General features: G+C 67.1%; 18 protein-coding genes. 17 read left to right on the forward strand and 1 reads right to left on the reverse strand.

Annotated features, from left to right (window positions below; translation table 11 throughout):
• Nucleotides 1-12 precede the first annotated feature (12 nt).
• Nucleotides 13-387 carry a DUF742 domain-containing protein gene (locus tag QH195_RS18365; RefSeq protein ID WP_033241831.1) on the forward strand — a complete coding sequence of 125 codons (375 nt, stop codon included), beginning with the start codon at nt 13-15 and terminating at the stop codon, nt 385-387.
• A gap of 10 nt (nt 388-397) precedes the next feature.
• A complete protein-coding gene (locus tag QH195_RS18370; RefSeq protein WP_280423278.1) occupies nt 398-988 on the forward strand; it encodes a GTP-binding protein in 591 nt (196 codons plus the stop codon).
• Between the two features lie 112 nt (nt 989-1,100).
• Here the strand turns inward: QH195_RS18370 and QH195_RS18375 are convergent, their stop codons facing one another.
• Complete coding sequence (locus tag QH195_RS18375; protein ID WP_280423279.1) at nt 1,101-1,505, reverse strand: NUDIX hydrolase; 405 nt, start codon at nt 1,503-1,505, stop codon at nt 1,101-1,103.
• A 159-nt stretch (nt 1,506-1,664) separates the two neighbouring features.
• Between QH195_RS18375 and QH195_RS18380 the strand changes: the two genes are divergently transcribed.
• The 15 genes from QH195_RS18380 to QH195_RS18455 all read left to right on the forward strand — a co-directional run bounded on the left by QH195_RS18380 (nt 1,665) and on the right by QH195_RS18455 (nt 18,736).
• Nucleotides 1,665-2,000: a hypothetical protein gene (locus QH195_RS18380; protein WP_280423291.1), complete on the forward strand. Its 336-nt coding sequence runs from the start codon at nt 1,665-1,667 to the stop codon at nt 1,998-2,000.
• Nucleotides 2,001-2,359: 359 nt separating this feature from the next.
• Nucleotides 2,360-2,740: an NADH-quinone oxidoreductase subunit A gene (locus QH195_RS18385; RefSeq protein WP_068036529.1), complete on the forward strand. Its 381-nt coding sequence runs from the start codon at nt 2,360-2,362 to the stop codon at nt 2,738-2,740.
• Between the two features lie 68 nt (nt 2,741-2,808).
• Nucleotides 2,809-3,363 (forward strand): NuoB/complex I 20 kDa subunit family protein, encoded by a 555-nt coding sequence (locus QH195_RS18390; RefSeq protein WP_062978395.1) that lies wholly within the window; start codon nt 2,809-2,811, stop codon nt 3,361-3,363.
• Nucleotides 3,360-4,085, forward strand: coding sequence for an NADH-quinone oxidoreductase subunit C (locus QH195_RS18395; protein ID WP_280436304.1), 726 nt, complete (start codon nt 3,360-3,362; stop codon nt 4,083-4,085). Before QH195_RS18390 ends, QH195_RS18395 begins: the two co-directional genes overlap by 4 nt.
• Entirely contained in the window at nt 4,085-5,467 is a 1,383-nt protein-coding gene (gene nuoD / locus QH195_RS18400) for an NADH dehydrogenase (quinone) subunit D (protein ID WP_280436305.1), read from the forward strand. The genes QH195_RS18395 and nuoD overlap by 1 nt, the downstream gene beginning before the upstream one ends.
• Nucleotides 5,468-5,528: 61 nt before the next feature.
• Nucleotides 5,529-6,248: an NADH-quinone oxidoreductase subunit NuoE gene (gene nuoE / locus QH195_RS18405; protein ID WP_280436306.1), complete on the forward strand. Its 720-nt coding sequence runs from the start codon at nt 5,529-5,531 to the stop codon at nt 6,246-6,248.
• Nucleotides 6,245-7,573: an NADH-quinone oxidoreductase subunit NuoF gene (gene nuoF, locus QH195_RS18410; RefSeq protein WP_280436307.1), complete on the forward strand. Its 1,329-nt coding sequence runs from the start codon at nt 6,245-6,247 to the stop codon at nt 7,571-7,573. The genes nuoE and nuoF overlap by 4 nt, the downstream gene beginning before the upstream one ends.
• On the forward strand, nt 7,570-10,053 hold the full coding sequence (locus tag QH195_RS18415) for an NADH-quinone oxidoreductase subunit G (protein ID WP_280436308.1): 2,484 nt from the start codon (nt 7,570-7,572) through the stop codon (nt 10,051-10,053). Before nuoF ends, QH195_RS18415 begins: the two co-directional genes overlap by 4 nt.
• Nucleotides 10,046-11,857 carry an NADH-quinone oxidoreductase subunit NuoH gene (nuoH, locus tag QH195_RS18420; protein WP_432278367.1) on the forward strand — a complete coding sequence of 604 codons (1,812 nt, stop codon included), beginning with the start codon at nt 10,046-10,048 and terminating at the stop codon, nt 11,855-11,857. Before QH195_RS18415 ends, nuoH begins: the two co-directional genes overlap by 8 nt.
• Entirely contained in the window at nt 11,854-12,750 is an 897-nt protein-coding gene (locus QH195_RS18430) for an NADH-quinone oxidoreductase subunit J (RefSeq protein WP_280436309.1), read from the forward strand. Before nuoH ends, QH195_RS18430 begins: the two co-directional genes overlap by 4 nt.
• Complete coding sequence (gene nuoK, locus QH195_RS18435) at nt 12,747-13,046, forward strand: NADH-quinone oxidoreductase subunit NuoK (RefSeq protein WP_033241823.1); 300 nt, start codon at nt 12,747-12,749, stop codon at nt 13,044-13,046. Before QH195_RS18430 ends, nuoK begins: the two co-directional genes overlap by 4 nt.
• A 77-nt stretch (nt 13,047-13,123) precedes the next feature.
• On the forward strand, nt 13,124-15,010 hold the full coding sequence (nuoL, locus tag QH195_RS18440; protein WP_280436310.1) for an NADH-quinone oxidoreductase subunit L: 1,887 nt from the start codon (nt 13,124-13,126) through the stop codon (nt 15,008-15,010).
• Nucleotides 15,007-16,629: an NADH-quinone oxidoreductase subunit M gene (locus tag QH195_RS18445; protein WP_280436311.1), complete on the forward strand. Its 1,623-nt coding sequence runs from the start codon at nt 15,007-15,009 to the stop codon at nt 16,627-16,629. Before nuoL ends, QH195_RS18445 begins: the two co-directional genes overlap by 4 nt.
• Complete coding sequence (nuoN, locus tag QH195_RS18450) at nt 16,619-18,241, forward strand: NADH-quinone oxidoreductase subunit NuoN (protein ID WP_280436312.1); 1,623 nt, start codon at nt 16,619-16,621, stop codon at nt 18,239-18,241. The genes QH195_RS18445 and nuoN overlap by 11 nt, the downstream gene beginning before the upstream one ends.
• A 144-nt stretch (nt 18,242-18,385) precedes the next feature.
• Complete coding sequence (locus QH195_RS18455) at nt 18,386-18,736, forward strand: hypothetical protein (protein WP_280423289.1); 351 nt, start codon at nt 18,386-18,388, stop codon at nt 18,734-18,736.
• The last annotated feature ends 215 nt before the right edge of the window (nt 18,737-18,951 follow it).

Genomic DNA, 18,951 nt, shown 5'->3' on the forward strand with positions numbered 1-18,951 from the left:
AGCGATACGGCGATGACCGGTACACGGGATTCCTGGTTCGACGACGACGCCGGGCCACTGGTGCGGCCGTATGCGATCACCCGGGGCCGGACCGTCGGTGCCGGACACGATCTGGATATGCTCACGATCGTGGTCAGAGCCCGCGGAGCCCCGCCACTACGTCGTACCGAACCCGAATATCTCGATATCGTGCAGTTGTGCACGGAACCACAGACAGTGGCGGAGGTGGCAGCCGCCTTGAAACTGCCGCTGGCGGTGACCAAGATTCTCGTCGGAGATCTGATCGGTGACAGCCATCTGATCTTCCGGACTCCGGTGCAGATGGAGTCCGGACCCGGCGACTTCAACATATTGCGAGCGGTACTGGATGGAATCCGAAAAATTTGACCCTGCCCGGATGGACCCCGCGGCGCCGGCCCTGGCCGCGTCGGTCAAGGTCCTCATCGCCGGCGGCTTCGGCGTCGGCAAAACCACCATGGTGGCCTCGATCAGTGAGATTCCGCCGCTGCGGACCGAGGAGATGATCACCGAACTCAGTACGGGGATCGACGATCTGTCCGGTGTCGAATCGAAGACCACGACGACGGTGGCCCTGGACTTCGGCCGGATCACCATCGACAAGGACCTGGTCCTGTATCTCTTCGGCACGCCCGGACAGGACCGTTTCTGGTTCCTGTGGGACGAATTGGCGCGGGGTGCACTGGGGGCGGTGGTCCTGGCCGATACCCGCAGGCTCGGCAACTCGTTCGCCGCCATCGACTATTTCGAACGCCGCGGACTGCCGTTCCTCGTGGCGGTCAACTGTTTCGACGGCGCACCCCGCTACACCGTCGACGAGGTCCGGGACGCCCTCGATCTCGACGGCTCGATGCCGGTGATGCTGTGCGATGCTCGTGATCGGGTTTCGGCGAAGAATGTGCTGCTCAGTTTGATCGAGTATCTGATCGACCGGGCGACCCGGACCGACCTGACGGCCAACCCCGGCTGATCCGCCGGGCGGAGCCGCTCGCCGGCTCCGCCTGAGCGCGTCAGGCCCGGAGGCGGTAGCGCAGCGTAACCACGCAGGGCCCGCGCTCAGGCGCAACAGACACAGCCGCTACTCAGCGCAGGGCGCCCGCGGTATGCAGTTCGTCGAACAGCAGCTGGTCCACCGGGGGTACGTGCGGGCGGTCGGCGTAGCCGAACCAGGCCAGTTCGGCGATTTCACTGCTCGCGGTCAGCTGCCCGCGGTAGTCGGCGCGGTAACAGCTCATCCGGACCCGGGCCGTACCGTCGACGGCCTCGTAGACGCCGACCGGTTCGACGGTTTCGGTGATCAGCGCGACGGTGAGCTCTTCGGCGATCTCGCGCACCAGGGTCTGTTCATCGGATTCGCCCGCTTCGCGTTTGCCGCCCGGGATGTAGAAGATCTCCTTACCCGCCGGGCGGGCACACAGGATCCGCCCGTCCACGATCAGCACCCAGGCGACCGTATCGATGAGTTCGCCGACCATTTCGTCCGTCACGCCGGCAGCTTAGACCAGCACCGCGCGCGGACCATCTCGGCCAAGCTGCCCCCAACCGCGCGGTCGCGGACGTACCATGCGGACGTGGCCGATGCGAATCCTCCCGCCGTGCTGCGGGTCCTGGTCTACAGCAACGACGCCGACACCCGGAGTCAGGTGATGCTTGCGCTCGGGCGCCGCCCGCATCCGGACCTACCGCCGCTCGAGTACCTCGAGGTCGCGACCGCACCGGTGGTACTGGAGCGGATGGACGCCGGCGCGGCCGATCTCGCTGTTCTGGACGGTGAATCCGCCCCCGTCGGCGGTATGGGCCTGGCCAAGCAGCTCAAGGACGAGCTCGCCGAATGCCCGCCGCTGATCGTGCTCACCGGCCGTGCCGATGATGCGTGGCTGGCGAACTGGTCACGGGCCGAGGCCGTCGCTGCGCACCCGATCGACCCGCTGCGGCTCACCGAGATCGTGGTCGATCTGCTGCGGCGCCGCCCGGCCGCCTGAGCGCGTCCGGCCCGAAGGCGGTAGCGCAGCGTGACCACGGTAGGACTCGCACTCAGGCGGGATGGGAACAGCCTCGAGCTGATTAGGTTCATTCGCTCATAAATCTCAGTCCCGAATTCGATCAAACCGGTCTGTGAATCCGCGTTCATGCTGCCGCGACAGTTGTAGGCTGTGCTTTAGCTCACATGAGCGCGGGAGATGATATATAACCCGCGACGCCGAAATCCGCCTCCCAGCCCATTCTCGATTCCGGGGGCGAGCCGGCGGCGCGGGCCGTACCCATCGACCGCCCGACCCCGTTCGCGGGCCCGGCGGCACAACCGCCGGGTCCGGAGTTCGCAAGGAGGGGAAGCGCAGTCGTGAACACCGAATTGCCGATACTGGTCCTCGGCGCGGTTGCCGCCGCGTTCGCGATCATCTCGATCCTGATCGCCGGCCTCATCGGCCCGAAACGCTACAACCGCGCGAAACTACAAGCCTACGAATGCGGTATCGAACCGACCCCGCACGCGGTGGCCGGAGGCGCGGGAAGCACTACCGGGCAACGTTTTCCGGTGAAGTACTACCTCACCGCGATGCTGTTCATCATTTTCGATATCGAGATCGTGTTCCTCTACCCGTGGGCGGTCCATATCGATGCGCTCGGGGTGTTCGGCCTGGTCGCGATGGCACTGTTCATCGTCAATGTCTCGGTCGCCTACGCCTACGAATGGCGGCGCGGCGGCCTCGGCTGGGACTGAGTCGCGCACCTCCGATCAGCCGCGGCCCGCGCTCCGGCGCGGGCCCATAGCCCAGGGAGTAGTCGGATATGGGTTTGGAAGAGAAACTGCCCAGCGGTTTCGTGCTCAGCACGGTCGAGGCCATGGCGGGGTACATGCGCAAGGGGTCGCTGTGGCCGGCCACCTTCGGCCTGGCCTGCTGCGCCATCGAGATGATGGCCACCGGCGGCGGCCGATTCGATTCGGCCCGTTTCGGTATGGAGGTCTTCCGCGCCTCACCACGGCAGGCCGATCTGATGATCGTCGCCGGACGGGTCAGCCAGAAGATGGCGCCGGTGCTGCGGCAGGTCTACGACCAGATGACCGAGCCGAAATGGGTACTGGCCATGGGGGTCTGCGCGTCGTCGGGCGGAATGTTCAACAACTACGCGATCGTGCAGGGCGTGGACCATGTGGTGCCGGTCGATATCTACCTGCCCGGCTGCCCCCCGCGACCGGAAATGCTGCTGAACGCGATCATCGCCCTGCACGACAAGATCCAGCACACCCCGATGGGCGTGAATCGCGCCGAGGCGATCCGGGCGGCGGAGCAAGCCGCCCTCGCCGCCACCCCGACGATCCGGATGGAGGGATTGCTGCGATGAGCACCGATCGTCCCGAATCCACCGACAGCCGAGCCGTCGAACCGGAACAGCCCATCGGGCCCCACGACGAGGTGATCGGCCGACGCCGCGGCATGTTCGGCATCTCCGGCAGCGGTGACACCTCCGGGTACGGGCGCCTCGTCCACGAGATCGCCCTGCCCGGCGGCACTCCCCCGCCCTATGGGGGTTATTTCGATACGGTGGTCGACCTGCTGCGCACCGCCCTGAGCACCGGCGCCGGATTCGACGCGGCGATCGAGAAAGTGGTCGTGGACCGCGACGAACTCACCCTGCATGTGCGCCGGGACCATCTGGTGGCAGTGGCGCGGGCCTTACGTGACGATCCCGCCCTGCGTTTCGAACTGTGCCTCGGAGTGAGCGGCGTGCACTACCCCGACGAGACCGGACGCGAATTGCACACCGTCTACCACCTGAACTCGATCACGCACGGCCGGCGGCTGCGGCTCGAGGTGGCGGCACCCGATGCGGATCCGCATATCCCGTCGCTGTACCGCGTGTACCCCACCTGCGACTGGCACGAACGGGAAACCTACGACTTCTTCGGTATCCGGTTCGACGGGCATCCCTCGCTGACCCGTATCACCATGCCCGACGACTGGCGCGGTCACCCACAGCGCAAGGACTACCCGCTCGGCGGGATACCGGTCGAATACAAGGGCGCGCGCATCCCGCCGCCCGATGAGCGGAGGGCCTACAGCTGATGAGTGAAATCGATATCCGGCCCGGCGTTTCCGGCGGGCCGGACCACGACGACTCCGGTACCGGTACCACCCCGGCCGCACCGGGTACGGATTCCGGTCAGCAGGTGGTGACGGTCGCGGGTCAGGACTGGGACGAAGTCGCCGATGCGCTGCGCGGCGCCGGCGAGGAACGCATCGTCGTCAATATGGGGCCGCAGCATCCCTCCACGCACGGCGTGCTTCGGCTCATTCTGGAGATCGAGGGCGAAACCGTGGTGGAGGCCCGCTGCGGAATCGGCTACCTGCACACCGGGATCGAGAAGAATCTGGAGTTCCGGACCTGGGCCCAGGGCGTCACCTTCGTCACCCGGATGGACTATCTGGCTCCGTTCTACAACGAGACGGCCTTCTGCCTCGGCGTGGAACGGCTCCTCGGGATCACCGACGATATCCCCGAGCGCGCCACCGTGATCCGGGTACTGCTCATGGAACTCAACCGCATCTCCTCGCACCTTGTGGCTCTCGCCACCGGAGGTATGGAGCTCGGTGCGCTCACTCCCATGCTGTTCGGTTTCCGGGAACGGGAACTGATTCTGGATGTTTTCGAAGCCATCACCGGCCTGCGGATGAACCACGCCTATATCCGGCCCGGCGGTATCGCCCAGGACCTGCCCGACGACGGGGTCACGAAGGTGCGGGAACTGCTCGAGCTGATGCCGAAACGGCTCCGCGATATGGAGCATCTGCTCACCCACAATCCGATCTTCAAGGCCCGCACCCAGGGCATCGGCTATCTGGACCTCACCGGATGTATCGCCCTCGGTGTCACCGGCCCGGTGCTGCGCTCCACCGGGCTCCCGCACGATCTGCGCAAGGCCATGCCCTACTGCGGATACGAGAACTACGAATTCGATATCCCCACCACCGATACGTGTGACTGCTACGGCCGCTACCTCATCCGGATCGAGGAGATGAAGGAGTCGCTGAAGATCGTGGAACAGTGCCTGGACCGGCTGCGTCCCGGCCCTGTGATGATCTCGGACAAGAAGATCGCCTGGCCCGCTGATCTCACCCTCGGGGAGGACGGCCTCGGAAACTCGCCGCGGCATATCGGCAAGATCATGGGCACCTCCATGGAGGGTCTCATCCACCATTTCAAACTGGTCACCGAGGGTATCCGGGTGCCGCCGGGACAGGTCTACGCCGCAGTGGAATCACCGCGCGGGGAACTGGGCGTGCATATGGTCAGCGACGGCGGTACCCGGCCGTATCGCGTGCACTACCGCGATCCGTCGTTCACCAATCTGCAGGCGGTGGCCGCGATGTGCGAGGGCGGCATGGTCGCCGATGTGATCGCCGCCGTGGCCAGTATCGACCCGGTGATGGGCGGGGTGGACCGATGATGCGATCCCCCTGCCGGCTCGCCGGCCGCCGACGGCGTGCCACGGCTTCGAAGGAGGCTCCATGACCGAGATCCTGCTGCGCCTGAGTACCCGGCCACAACCCTATCCGGACGAGGTCCGGGCCCGGCTGGAACCGGATGCGAAGGAGATCATCGGCCGGTACCCGCAGCCGCGGTCGGCCCTGCTGCCGCTGCTGCATCTGGTGCAGTCGGAAGAGGGCTTCGTGAGCAGTACCGGTATCGAGTTCTGCGCCGAACTGCTGGGCCTCACCGGTGCCGAGGTGACGGCGGTGGCGACCTTCTACTCCATGTACCGGCGCACCCCGACCGGGGATTACCACGTCGGTGTCTGCACGAACACGCTGTGCGCGGTTCTGGGCGGCGACTCCATCCTCGCGACACTGCGCGAGCATCTGGGCATCGCGCACGGGGAGACCACCGCCGACGGCAAGATCACCCTCGAGCACATCGAATGCAACGCGGCCTGTGATTACGCGCCGGTCGTCATGGTGAACTGGGAATTCTTCGACAATCAGACGCCCGAATCGGCGAAGACCCTGGTCGACGACCTCCGCGACGGGCAATCGGTCCGGCCGACCCGGGGAGCGCCACTGTGCACCTTCCGCGAGACCGCACGCGTACTGGCCGGATTCCCCGATACCCGCCCCGGCGTGCTCGACGGCGACCCGGGCGGTCCCACGCTGGCAGGTCTGGATCTCGCACGCGAACAGGGAATGCGTGCCCCCGAGATCCCGGAAACCGGTGAGGACGGTGCCCGATGAGCTTGACTCCGGTACTGAGCAGGTATTGGAATCTGCCGAACTCCTGGACTCTCGACACCTACCGCGCGCACCAGGGATACGAAGCACTGTCGATCGCGTTCGCCATGACGCCCGACGACGTCATCGCCACGGTCAAGGACGCCGGGCTGCGCGGTCGTGGCGGAGCGGGCTTCCCCACCGGGATGAAATGGGGATTCATCCCGCAGGGGCCGGAACCCGACGGCACGGTGAAACCGCACTATCTGGTGGTCAACGCCGACGAATCCGAACCGGGCACCTGCAAGGACATCCCCTTGATGCTCGCGTCCCCGCATTCGCTCGTCGAAGGTGTGATCATCGCGGCCTATGCCATCCGGGCCGCGCATGCGTTCATCTACCTACGCGGTGAAGTGGTGCCGGTGCTGCGCCGACTACAGGCCGCCGTCACCGAGGCCTATGCCGCCGGGCTGCTGGGATCCGATATCCTGGGGTCGGGATACGACCTCGAACTCACCGTCCACGCGGGCGCCGGCGCCTATATCTGTGGTGAGGAAACCGCGCTTCTGGATTCACTGGAGGGCCGCCGCGGCCAGCCCCGGCTGCGGCCGCCGTTTCCCGCGGTCGCCGGGCTCTACGCCAGCCCGACCGTGGTCAACAATGTCGAGTCGATCGCCAGCGTGCCGCCGATACTCCGCAACGGGCCGGGCTGGTTCCGCGCCATGGGCACCGAGAAATCGCCGGGCTTCACGCTGTACTCGCTGTCCGGACACGTCACCCGGCCGGGTCAGTACGAAGCGCCGCTCGGCGTGACCCTGCGGGAGCTACTCGGCTACGCGGATGGCGTCCGGGCGGGCCATCAGCTGAAGTTCTGGACACCGGGCGGCTCCTCGACCCCACTGTTCACCGCCGAACATCTCGATGTACCACTGGATTACGAGAATGTGATGGCGCACGGGTCGATGCTGGGCACGAAAGCCCTGCAGATCTTCGACGACACCACCTGTGTGGTGCGGGCCGTGCTGCGCTGGACGGAGTTCTATGCGCACGAATCATGCGGCAAATGCACGCCGTGCCGGGAAGGCACCTACTGGCTGGTGCAGCTGCTCACCCGGCTCGAAGCCGGTCTCGGCACACCCGCCGATCTGGACAAACTCCTGGATATCGCCGACAACATCAACGGTAAGTCGTTCTGCGCGCTCGGCGACGGTGCTGCCAGCCCGATCGTGTCCTCCATGAAGTACTTCCGCGACGAGTACATCGCCCATCTGGAACGAGGTGGCTGCCCCTTCGACCCCGCGCGCGCCACCGCCTGGGCCCCGACCGCGGCCGGAGAGGTAATCCGATGACAGCTACCGTCCGTTCCGATTCCGCCGATCTGCAGCACGCCGACCTGGTCACCCTCACCATCGACGGCACCACCGTGAGCGTCCCGGCCGGGACGCTGCTCATCCGGGCCGCCGAACTGATCGGCGTCCAGATCCCGCGATTCTGCGACCACCCGTTGCTCGCGCCCGTGGGCGCCTGCCGGCAATGCCTGGTGGAAGTGGAGGGCCAGCGCAAACCGGTGGCGTCCTGCACCATGGCGGTCACCGAGGGCATGGTGGCCCGCACCCAGTTGAGTTCACCGGCCGCGGAGAAGGCACAGCAGGGTGTGATGGAACTGCTGCTGATCAACCATCCGCTGGACTGCCCGGTGTGCGATAAGGGCGGCGAATGCCCGCTGCAGAACCAGGCCATGTCCACCGGGCGTACCGAAACCCGATTCGAAGGCGTGAAACGTACCTTCCCCAAACCGATTCCGCTGTCGAGCGCGGTACTGCTGGATCGGGAACGCTGTGTGCTGTGCGCACGCTGCACCCGTTTCTCGCAGCAGATCGCCGGGGATCCGTTCATCGAACTACTCGACCGCGGTGCGTTGCAACAGGTCGGCACCGCCGAGCACGAACCGCTCGATTCGTACTTCTCCGGCAACACGGTGCAGATCTGCCCGGTCGGCGCCCTCACCGGGACCAGCTACCGCTTCCGGGCCCGTCCCTTCGATCTGGTGTCCAGCCCCAGTGTCTGCGAACACTGCGCCTCGGGGTGCGCACAACGCACCGATCACCGGCGCGGGAAGGTGATGCGCCGGCTGGCGGGTGACGACCCGCAGGTCAACGAGGAATGGAACTGCGACAAGGGCCGCTGGGCCTTTGCCTACGCCACCGAACGGGACCGGATCACCAGCCCGCTACTGCGTGGTTCCGACGGCGAACTGGCGCCGTGTTCGTGGTCGGAGGCACTGGCCGCCGCCGCGCGTGGGCTGCGCACCGGAGCGGGGAACACGGCGGTACTGCCGGGCGGGCGGATCACCGAGGAGGAGGCCTACGCCTACGCCAAGTTCGCTCGGGTGGTGCTGGGCACGAACGATATCGATTTCCGCGCCCGCGCCCATTCCGCGGAGGAAGCCGAGTTCCTCGGCGCGTGGGTCGCCGGCCATCCCGACTCCGTCACCTACGACAGCCTGGACACGGCGCCGGTGGTGCTGCTCGCGGGTTTCGAGCCGGAAGAGGAATCGCCCATCGTCTACCTGCGGCTGCGCAAGCAGGCGCGCACTCGCGCCCTGCCCGTCTACTCCGTCGCCGCGTACTCCTCCCGCGGTCTGGAACGGATGTCGGGCACCCTGCTTCCGACGGTGCCGGGTGCCGAAGCACAGGCCCTCGCCGCGCTCGGCGAAGTCGGCGGGCCGGCACCCTCGGCTGTACCGGAGCCTGTTTCGGCGAACCTGGCCCGGCTGCTGCGTGAACCCGGCGCGGTGATCCTGGCGGGCGAACGATTGGCCGCCGCCCCCGGCGCGCTGTCGGCGGTGCTCCGGCTGGCCGCCGATACCGGTGCCGCGCTGGCGTGGGTGCCACGGCGGGCCGGGGAACGCGGCGCCGTGGAAGCGGGTGCCCTGCCCGGTCTGCTCCCGGGCGGTCGTCCGGTCACCGACGCGGAAGCGCGGCGGCAGGTCTGCGAGGTCTGGAATATCGACGAACTGCCGAAGACTCCGGGACGCGATACGGGTTCGGTTCTCGACGGCACCGGCGAGGTCGGCAGCCTCGTCGTCGGCGGTGTCGAACTCGCCGACCTTCCCGATCCGGCCACGGCCCGGGCCGCGCTCGCGCGCGCGGATTTCGTGATCTCCCTGGAGCAACGGCACAGCGAGGTGACCGCATACGCCGATGTGGTGTTCCCGGTGGCGACGGCGATGGAGAAATCCGGAACCTACCGCACCTGGGAGGGGCGCCCGCGGCCGTTCACCGCGGCACTGACCGACAGTACGGTGCGGCGCACCGCGGCGCCGATGTCGGACCTGCGGGTACTGCACAGCCTCGCCGCGGAACTCGGTGTAGCGCTGGGCCTGCCCGATACCGCCGCCGCCCGCGCCGAGCTCGACCGGTTCGCGGGCTGGTCCGGAACCACCCTCACCGCGCCCGCGTATCCGGCCGGCCGGGTGACCGAACCCGCGGCCGGGACCGCGGTGCTGGCCGGCTGGCGGATGTTGCTCGACCGCGGCCGGTTACAGGACGGTGAGCCGAATCTCGCGGGTATCGCCCGGGCACCGGTCGCCCGCATGTCGGCGGCCACCGCCGCGGAAGCGGGCGCGGCCGACGGTGACCCGGTGACGGTCGCCACCGAACAGGGCGCCGTCACCCTGCCATTGGTGGTCACGCCCATGCCCGACCGGGTGGTGTGGCTGCCGATGAATTCACCCGGCTGTTCGGTTCACACCGATCTGGGCGCCGGACCGGGCAGTGTCGTCACCGTGCGGCGCGCCGAACGGACGGAGGCCTCCGACCATGACTGATCTTTCTCTCTTCGGCCTCGACCCGCTGTGGCTGGTCGCCGCCAAAGCCGTCGCCATTTTCGTGTTCCTGCTGCTGACCGTCCTGTTCGGGGTGCTGGTCGAACGCAAGGTCGTCGCCTGGATGCAGATGCGGGTGGGACCCAACCGGGTCGGCCCCAAGGGCCTGCTGCAGAGCGCGGCCGACGGGGTGAAGATGGCGTTCAAGGAAGACATCGTCCCCGCGATCGTCGACAAACCCATTTTCGTGCTCGCCCCGATAATCTCGGTGATCGCCGCGGTCATGGCATTCGCGGTGATCCCGTTCGGACCGGAGGTATCGATCCTCGGGAACAACACCGCCCTCCAGCTCACCGACCTGCCTGTGGGCGTGCTCTATATCCTGGCGATCACCTCGATCGGGGTATACGGAATCGTGCTGGCCGGCTGGGCCTCCGGTTCGACCTACCCGCTGCTCGGCGGCCTGCGCTCCACTGCTCAGGTGATCTCCTACGAGATCGCCATGGCACTGTGTTTCGCGGCCGTGTTCCTGCTCGGCGGCACCATGGCGACCTCGGGGATCATCGCCGCCCAGCAGCCCACCTGGTATGTGTTCCTGCTGCTGCCGTCGTTCCTGATCTACTGCATCTCCATGGTCGGCGAGACCAACCGTGCGCCGTTCGACCTTCCCGAAGCGGAAGGCGAGCTCGTCGGCGGCTTCCACACCGAGTACTCGTCGCTGAAGTTCGCCATGTTCATGCTCGCCGAGTACGTGAACATGGCGACGGTCTCCGCGCTGGCGACCACCATGTTCCTGGGTGGCTGGCGCGCGCCGTTCCCGATCAACCTCTGGGAGGGCGCGAATTCGGGCTGGTGGCCGCTGCTCTGGTTCACCGCCAAGGTGTGGATGTTCCTGTTCGTCTTCATCTGGTTGCGCGGCACCCTCCCGCGGCTGCGCTACGACCAGTTCATGAACCTCGGCTGGAAGCTGCTGATTCCGACCTCGCTGGCGTGGGTGATGGTCGTGGCCACCGCCCGCGTCCTCGATCTGGAAGGTTATTCGGCGGCCACGCCGATCCTGGTGATCGCCGGACTGCTGGTCACCGCGCTGTTGGTCGGGTTGTTCCTCCGCGCCGGCCGTACTCCCGCGCCGGCTCCGGAATTTCCGCCGGAGGACGATATCGCCGCATCGGCCGCGGGGCGGCCGAGCGGTTCCGAAGTTTTCCTCGGCTTCCCGACCCCGCCACTTCCGGCGCGGACCTCCACCATCACCTCCTCCCCCGGGCTCTTCGAACCGCTGGCGGGTTTCGCGGTCACCGCCGGCACCATGTTCAAGAAGCCGAATACCGAGTTCTATCCCGAGGAGAAGGTGCCCACCGCGCCGCGATATCACGGCCGGCACCAGCTCAACCGGCACCCGGACGGGCTGGAGAAATGTATCGGCTGCGAACTGTGCGCCTGGGCCTGCCCGGCCGACGCGATCTACGTCGAGGGCGCCGACAACACCGAGGAGGAACGCTTCTCTCCCGGTGAACGCTACGGCCGCGTGTATCAGATCAACTATCTGCGCTGTATCGGATGCGGTCTGTGCATCGAGGCCTGCCCCACCCGGGCCCTGACGATGACCAACGACTACGAGCTCACCGACGACAACCGGGCCGATCTCATCTACGAGAAAGACCGGCTCCTCGCGCCCTTGGCACCCGATATGCAGGCCCCGCCGCACGCCATGCAACCGGGCACCACGGAGGCGGACTACTACCTCGGCCGGGTACACGGCGACACCGCACGACCTGTCGCCGGAGCGGGGCAGGGAGGCACCCGATGAGCCCCGCGACCGCACTCCTGGCCGCCGCACCTCTGACCGAGACGGGAACCGGCGAGGCCGTACAGTTCTGGATCCTGGCGCCGCTGGCAGTACTCGGCGCACTCGGTATGGTCTTCGCCGCCAAGGCCGTACATTCGGCGATCTGCCTGGCCGCCACCATGATCAGCCTGGCGGTTTTCTATATCGCCCAGGACGCACTGTTCCTCGGTGTCGTCCAGATCGTCGTGTACACCGGTGCCGTCATGATGCTGTTCCTGTTCGTGCTCATGCTGGTAGGTGTCGATTCCGCGGAATCCCTGCGGGAGCCCCTGCGGGGGCAGCGGATCGCCGCCGCCGTGGTGGGAATCGGATTCGGCATCCTGCTGTGCACCGGGATCGCGCACGGTATCCGGCGTTCCGATATCGCCTTCCCCGCCACTGGTTTCCCGGGACAGGATGTGATCGGCGCGCTCGCGGAGTTGATCTTCGTGCGTTATGTGTGGGCGTTCGAGCTCACCGGAGCCCTGCTCATCGCCGCCACCATCGGCGCCATGCTGCTGGCGCACCGCGAACAGTTCGGCCCGAAACTCGGCCAGCGCGAACTGTCCCGGCGGCGGTTCCGCGACGCCGGGCACCGGCCGACACCGCTACCGACGCCCGGTGTCTACGCCCGGCACAATGCCGTCGATATCCCCGCCCGGCTCCCGGACGGCTCTTTCGAGGAATTATCCGTTTCCACCATCCTGCGGCATCGCCGCACCCGGGCGCTCACCGATGCGGCCGTCCTGTCCGTCGGGACCCCGGCGACGGACAGCACCATCGGTGATACCGCGCCCCCCGGCGCCGGGGGTACCGCGCCGCCCGGCGCGGGCCACTCCACCGCTCGCCCGGCCGACGAGGAAGGTACCCGGTGAATCCCGAGAACTATCTGTTCCTGTCCGCGCTGTTGTTCACGATCGGCGCCGCGGGAGTGTTGTTGCGTAGCAACGCCATCATCGTGTTCATGTGCATCGAGCTCATGCTCAACGCGGTCAATCTCGCGTTCGTGACCTTCGCCCGGATGCACGCGAATCTCGACGGTCAGGTTTTCGCGTTCTTCACGATGGTGGTGGCCGCGGCCGAGGTCGTGGTCGGGCTGGCCATCATCATCACCATTTTCCGCGCCCGCCGCTCGACCTCGGTCGACGACGCCAACCTCCTGAAGTTCTGACATGTTCGGATCGAACGCGCAGGCGGTAGCGCAGTGTCACCACGCAGCGCTCCCGAACAGGTCGAAAGGACACTGACGTGGATACCGCAACGCTGTGGCTGCTGCCCGCCCTGCCTCTCGCCGGCGCCGCCGTACTGCTGCTCGCCGGCCGTCGCGCCGATACCTGGGGCCATCTGCTCGCGACCTTCGCCGCGCTCGCCTCCTTCGCCGTCGCGATCGTGGGCTTCGTGGGGATGCTGGGCCGCGCCGATCCGGACCGCGCGGTGGCGGCGGATCTGTTCAGCTGGGTTCCGGTGGCCGGGCTGCAGGTCGATTTCGGGCTGGCACTGGACCAGTTGTCGATCTGTTTCGCCCTGCTCATCACCGGCGTCGGCTCGCTGATCCACATCTACTCGGTCGGTTATATGAGCGAAGACCCCGGCCGTCGGCGCTTCTTCGCCTATCTCAACCTGTTCCTCGCGGCCATGCTGCTGCTGGTGCTGGCGAACAACTACCTGGTGCTGTACCTGGGCTGGGAAGGCGTCGGTCTCGCCTCGTACCTGCTGATCGGCTTCTGGTATCACAAACCGACCGCGGCGACGGCGGCCAAGAAGGCATTCGTGGTGAACCGGGTCGGCGACATGGGGCTGGCGCTGGCCATGATGGTCATGTTCGCCACCTTCGGCTCGGTCGATTTCGACGCGGTGTTCGGGTCGGCCTCCGCCGCGAGCGATGGCACCCTCACCGTGATCGGGCTGCTCCTGCTGCTGGCCGCCTGTGGTAAATCCGCGCAGGTTCCGCTGCAGTCCTGGCTCGGGGATGCGATGGAGGGCCCCACCCCGGTGTCGGCGCTCATCCACGCGGCGACCATGGTCACCGCCGGTGTGTACCTGATCGCCCGGTCCAATCCGATCTACAATCTCGCACCCACCGCGCAGGTCGCGGTGGTGCTGGTCGGTGCGGTGACCCTGCTGTTCGGCGCGATCATCGGCTGCGCAAAGGACGACATCAAGAAGGCGCTCGCCGCGTCGACCATGAGCCAGATCGGCTATATGGTCCTGGCCGTCGGCCTCGGACCCGCCGGTTACGCGGTGGCCATCATGCATCTGCTGACCCACGGCTTCTTCAAAGCCGGCCTGTTCCTGGGCGCCGGGTCGGTGATGCACGCCATGGACGACGAAACCGATATGCGCCGCTACGGCGGTCTGCGCACCCTGCTGCCGATCACCTATGTCACCTTCGGACTGGGGTATCTCGCGATCATCGGCGTACCGCCGTTCGCCGGGTTCTTCTCCAAGGACCGCATCATCGAGGCCGCGTTCGCCGCAGAGGGTATCGCGGGGCCGATTCTGGGCACTGTCACCCTGATCGGCGCCGGACTCACTGCCTTCTACATGACCCGGGTCATGCTGCTCACGTTCTTCGGTGAGCGCCGCTGGAAACCCGATACCCACCCGCACGAATCCCCCGGCGTGATGACCGGCCCGATGATTCTGCTGGCGCTCGGTTCCGTCGGCGCCGGTGCGGTATTCGTCTGGGGCTCCTCTCTGCAGCACTGGCTGGCCCCGGTCGTCGGCGAACACCACGGCGAACCCGCCTTGCCGGTGCCCGTGATCACCGCACTCGCGCTCGGGGTGGTCGCGATCGGTTTCGGGCTCGCCTACCGGCAGTACGGCCGCGCGACGGTTCCCGCCACCGCGCCGGCGCCAGTGTCTGCCTTGACCGTGGCCGCTCGCCGTGACCTCTACGGGGACGCGGTCAACGAGGCGGCGTTCATGCGGCCCGGCCGGCATCTCACCCGGGCCCTGGTTTTCCTCGACAACCGCGGTATCGACGGACTCGTCAACGGTTGCGCCGCCTTCATCGGCGGACTGTCCGCGCGGGCGCGCCGGGTGCAGACCGGGTTCGTCCGTTCGTATGCCCTGTCCATGTTCACCGGCGCGGCCCTGGTGGCCGCCGCCCTGCTGGCCGTAAGGATCTGGTGAGCGCCGTGCCCTGGTTGACCGTGCTCTGGCTGCTTCCCGTGGTGGGTGCGGCAGTCGTGCTTCTACTGCCCACCACCCGGCCGAACGTGGCCCGCTGGACCGGGCTTGTGTTCGCGGTGGCGACACTGACCGTGGCACTCGGCGTCGCCATGGCCTTCCAGCCGGGCGGGGAACAATTCCAGTTCGTCGAATCGCACACCTGGATACCGGCGTTCGGCGCGGGCTACACCCTCGGCGTCGACGGGATCGCGCTGGTGCTGACGCTGCTCACCGCCGGACTGGTGCCGCTGCTGATCGTCGCGGGCTGGCACGACGACCGCGAGGTGGGCTCCGGGAAACGCGTGGCACATATCTATATCGCCCTCACCCTGCTCGTCGAGGGAATGGTGCTGGTCTCGTTCCTGGCCCTCGATATCTTGCTGTTCTACGTGTTCTTCGAGGCCATGCTCATTCCGATGTATTTCCTCATCGGCGGATTCGGGCCGCGCACCGACAGCGCGGCCGTCCGGCAGCAGCGTTCGCGTGCCGCGGTGAAATTCCTGCTGTACAACCTGCTCGGTGGGTTGATCATGCTGGCGGCGGTGGTCGGTCTATACGTACTCACCGTCCAGCAGGATCTCGGCGTGGACGGGGCGGGTACTTTCGATCTGCGCGCGGTGGTGGCAGCCGCGAACGCCGGCGAGCTCGGCGCCGGACCGGCGGTGCTCAATGCCCTGTTCCTGGGCTTCATGTTCGCGTTCGCCGTGAAGGCGCCGCTGTGGCCACTGCACACCTGGCTGCCGGATGCCGCGGTCTCCGCGACACCGGCCAGCGCGGTGCTGATGATGGCCGTGGTGGACAAGGTCGGTACCTTCGGCATGCTGCGCTACTGCCTGCTGCTGTTCCCGGCCGCCTCGGATACCTACGCACCGTTGGTGATCGCCCTCGCCGTCATCGGCATCCTCTATGGTGCGCTGCTGGCCATCGGGCAGACCGATGTCATGCGACTGATCGCCTACACGTCGATCTCGCATTTCGGTTTCATCGTGCTCGGCATCTTCGCGATGACCAGCCAGAGCCAGACCGGGGCGACCCTGTACATGGTGAACCACGGAATTTCCACGGCGGCGTTGTTCCTCGTGGCCGGGTTCCTGGTGTCGCGCCGGGGCAGCCGGCTCATCGCCGACTACGGCGGGGTGCAGAAGGTGGCGCCGGTCCTGGCCGGAACGTTCTTCGTCGCCGGCCTGGCCACGCTGTCGCTACCCGGTCTCGCGCCGTTCGTCAGCGAATTCCTGGTTCTCGTCGGCACATTCAGCCGCTACCAGGTGGCCGCGATCCTCGCCACCGGGGCCCTGGTGTTGGCCGCGATCTATGTGCTGTGGCTCTACCAGCGGATGATGACCGGGCCCGTGGCCGAGGGCAACGAGGGTATCCGCGATCTGGTGCCTCGAGAACTGGTCGTGGTGGTGCCGCTGGTCGGTGCCCTGATCTTCCTCGGGGTGTATCCGAAGCCGGTTCTCGATTTCATCGATCCCGCGGTACATCAGACCCTCACCACCATCGGCAGTGTCGATCCCCCACCGCCGGTCCCGGTACAACCGGAAGCGGCGAATACCGGAGGTGTGCCCCATGAGCGCTGATCCGCACGGCAGTGGAATCCTGGCCGCCTCGATACCCACGCCGAGTATCGAATACCACGCACTGGCACCGATTCTGATCGTTTTCGGGGCCGCTGTCCTGGGCGTCCTGATGGACGCCTTCGTCCCGCGGTCCCGCCGGTATCCCGCCCAGTTGGTGCTCACCCTCACCGCTCTGGTCGCCGCGTTGATCGCGGTGGTGCTCCTGTCCGGAACCAGGATGACCGCCGTCGCCGACGCGGTCGCCGTCGACGGGGTGACCCTGTTCCTCCAGGGCACGCTGCTGGTCGTCGGAATCCTGGCGGTGCTTTTCGTCGCCGAACGCGGACCGCTGCCCCGCCCGCGCTCGGGCCCCGGTACGTGGAGCCGGGCCGCCGCCGTACCCGACTACGGAATGGACGCGTTCACCCCGCAGGCGTCCGCGGTGCCCGGGAGCGGCGCCGAACGGTCCGCGGCAACAGCGGGTCTCACACCCACCGAAGTGTTCCCGCTGCTGCTCCTGGCGCTGGGCGGATTGCTGCTGTTCCCGGCGGCCAACGATCTACTCACCATGTTCGTCGCGCTCGAGGTGCTCTCGCTGCCGCTGTACCTGCTGTGCGGGCTGGCGCGGCGGCGCCGGTTGCTCTCGCAGGAAGCAGCGCTGAAATACTTCCTGCTCGGCGCGTTCTCGTCGGCGTTCTTCCTGTACGGAGTGGCGCTGCTCTACGGACAGGCCGGAACCGTCCGGCTGACCGGTATCGCCGAGGCGCTCGCGGCCGAATCCGGTGCGCCCACGCTCGCATTGCTCGGTGTCGCCATGCTGGCGGTGGGTCTGCTGTTCAAGATCGGTGCGGTCCCGTTCCAGGCCTGGGTGCCCGATGTGTACCAGGGCGCGCCCACACCGATCACCGCCTTCATGGCGGCGGCCACCAAGATCGCGGCGATCGGCGCCCTGCTGCGGGTGCTGCACGTCGGTGTCGCCGAGATCGCCGATGATTGGCGGCCGGTGCTGGCCGCCGTTGCCGTGGCAACGATGGTGGTCGGTGCAGTACTGGCGATCACCCAGACCGATATGAAACGTATGCTCGCGTATTCCTCGATCGCGCATACCGGTTTCCTGCTGACCGCGCTGGTCGCGGCCAACGACCGCGGTATCTCGTCGACGCTGTTCTACCTGTTCGTGTACGGATTGGGCACGCTCGGCGCGTTCGCGGTCGTGAGTATGGTGCGCGAACCCGACGGGACCGAAGCCACCGCACTGTCGCGCTGGGCCGGCCTCGGCCGGCGTGCGCCGTGGCTCGCGTCGGTGTTCGCCCTGCTGCTGCTGTCGTTCGCCGGGATCCCGGTCACCGCGGGGTTCGTCGCGAAGTTCGCGGTTTTCCAGGCGGCGGCCGCCGGCGATGCGGGGCTGCTCGTGATCGTGGGTGTGCTGGCCAGTGCGGTGGCGGCCTTCTTCTATATCCGGGTGATCGTGCTGATGTTCTTCACCGACCCACCCGTCGATGCACCGATCGTGGTCAGGCCGCCGGCCACGATGGCGTCGATCGCGGTCGCCGGCGTGGTCACACTGGTTCTGGGTATCGCGCCACAACCGCTGCTGGACATGGCCGGCCGGGCCGCGGAGTTCGTCGGTTGATCCGTCCGCCGGTGCGGTAACGGCCTGTCCGGCCGGGCACAGCGAGGGAGCGTCGGGGCCTGTGCGGTCCGTGGTAATCGGATGCCGGCACCGATTTACGACTCTGCGTAGTAGCCCGCGCGTAGATCGAGTAGCGTTCCGATCATGGAACTCGTCTACAACGTTGTGGTCGTCACCCATCTGCTCGGGATGGCGGCCGTCGTCGGCGGATACGCGGCCGGGCGCCCGGCGGTCAATGAGGTGATGGTCTGGGGCGCACGGGCCCAACTGATCACGGGTGTGGTCCTGGTCGGCCTGGCCGAATCGGTGTCCTCGCTGGACAAAGACCTGAACATGGTGAAAATCGGGATCAAACTGGTGATCTCGGTACTGGTGGCCGCGTTCGCGGAGATGGCACGTGCCGATGCGAAACGCGGCAGGGATGCGGCGTGGATGCCCGATGCGGCCGGTGGACTCGCGATCGTCAATGTGCTGATCGCGACGCTGTGGACCTGATACCGCCGATGCAGTACCGACAACAGTAAATCTGCGAAAAGCGAGTGCGGCAATCGCCCGGCAGCAACGTTCGGCCTCGGCGGATCCCACAGAGGTCGCGGACATCCCACATCCCGCCGACCTCACGAATACCCGGCCGGGGGGCGGGGCCCCCCGCCCCCCCCGCCCGCGGAACGCACACAACAAAAGCAAAACCCGGCAACCCCAGCAGGATA

This window comes from Nocardia carnea, from assembly GCF_029868855.1.
GTDB lineage: Bacteria > Actinomycetota > Actinomycetes > Mycobacteriales > Mycobacteriaceae > Nocardia > Nocardia carnea_A.

Bases quoted from the DNA above. Each gene is read 5' to 3' on its own strand.
- QH195_RS18365 (WP_033241831.1), top strand. From the start codon at position 13: ATGACCGGTACACGGGATTCCTGGTTCGACGACGACGCCGGGCCACTG.
- QH195_RS18370 (WP_280423278.1), top strand. From the start codon at position 398: ATGGACCCCGCGGCGCCGGCCCTGGCCGCGTCGGTCAAGGTCCTCATC.
- QH195_RS18380 (WP_280423291.1), top strand. From the start codon at position 1,665: ATGCTTGCGCTCGGGCGCCGCCCGCATCCGGACCTACCGCCGCTCGAG.
- QH195_RS18390 (WP_062978395.1), top strand. From the start codon at position 2,809: ATGGGTTTGGAAGAGAAACTGCCCAGCGGTTTCGTGCTCAGCACGGTC.
- QH195_RS18395 (WP_280436304.1), top strand. From the start codon at position 3,360: ATGAGCACCGATCGTCCCGAATCCACCGACAGCCGAGCCGTCGAACCG.
- nuoD (WP_280436305.1), top strand. From the start codon at position 4,085: ATGAGTGAAATCGATATCCGGCCCGGCGTTTCCGGCGGGCCGGACCAC.
- nuoE (WP_280436306.1), top strand. From the start codon at position 5,529: ATGACCGAGATCCTGCTGCGCCTGAGTACCCGGCCACAACCCTATCCG.
- nuoF (WP_280436307.1), top strand. From the start codon at position 6,245: ATGAGCTTGACTCCGGTACTGAGCAGGTATTGGAATCTGCCGAACTCC.
- QH195_RS18415 (WP_280436308.1), top strand. From the start codon at position 7,570: ATGACAGCTACCGTCCGTTCCGATTCCGCCGATCTGCAGCACGCCGAC.
- nuoH (WP_432278367.1), top strand. From the start codon at position 10,046: ATGACTGATCTTTCTCTCTTCGGCCTCGACCCGCTGTGGCTGGTCGCC.
- QH195_RS18430 (WP_280436309.1), top strand. From the start codon at position 11,854: ATGAGCCCCGCGACCGCACTCCTGGCCGCCGCACCTCTGACCGAGACG.
- nuoN (WP_280436312.1), top strand. From the start codon at position 16,619: ATGAGCGCTGATCCGCACGGCAGTGGAATCCTGGCCGCCTCGATACCC.
- QH195_RS18455 (WP_280423289.1), top strand. From the start codon at position 18,386: ATGGAACTCGTCTACAACGTTGTGGTCGTCACCCATCTGCTCGGGATG.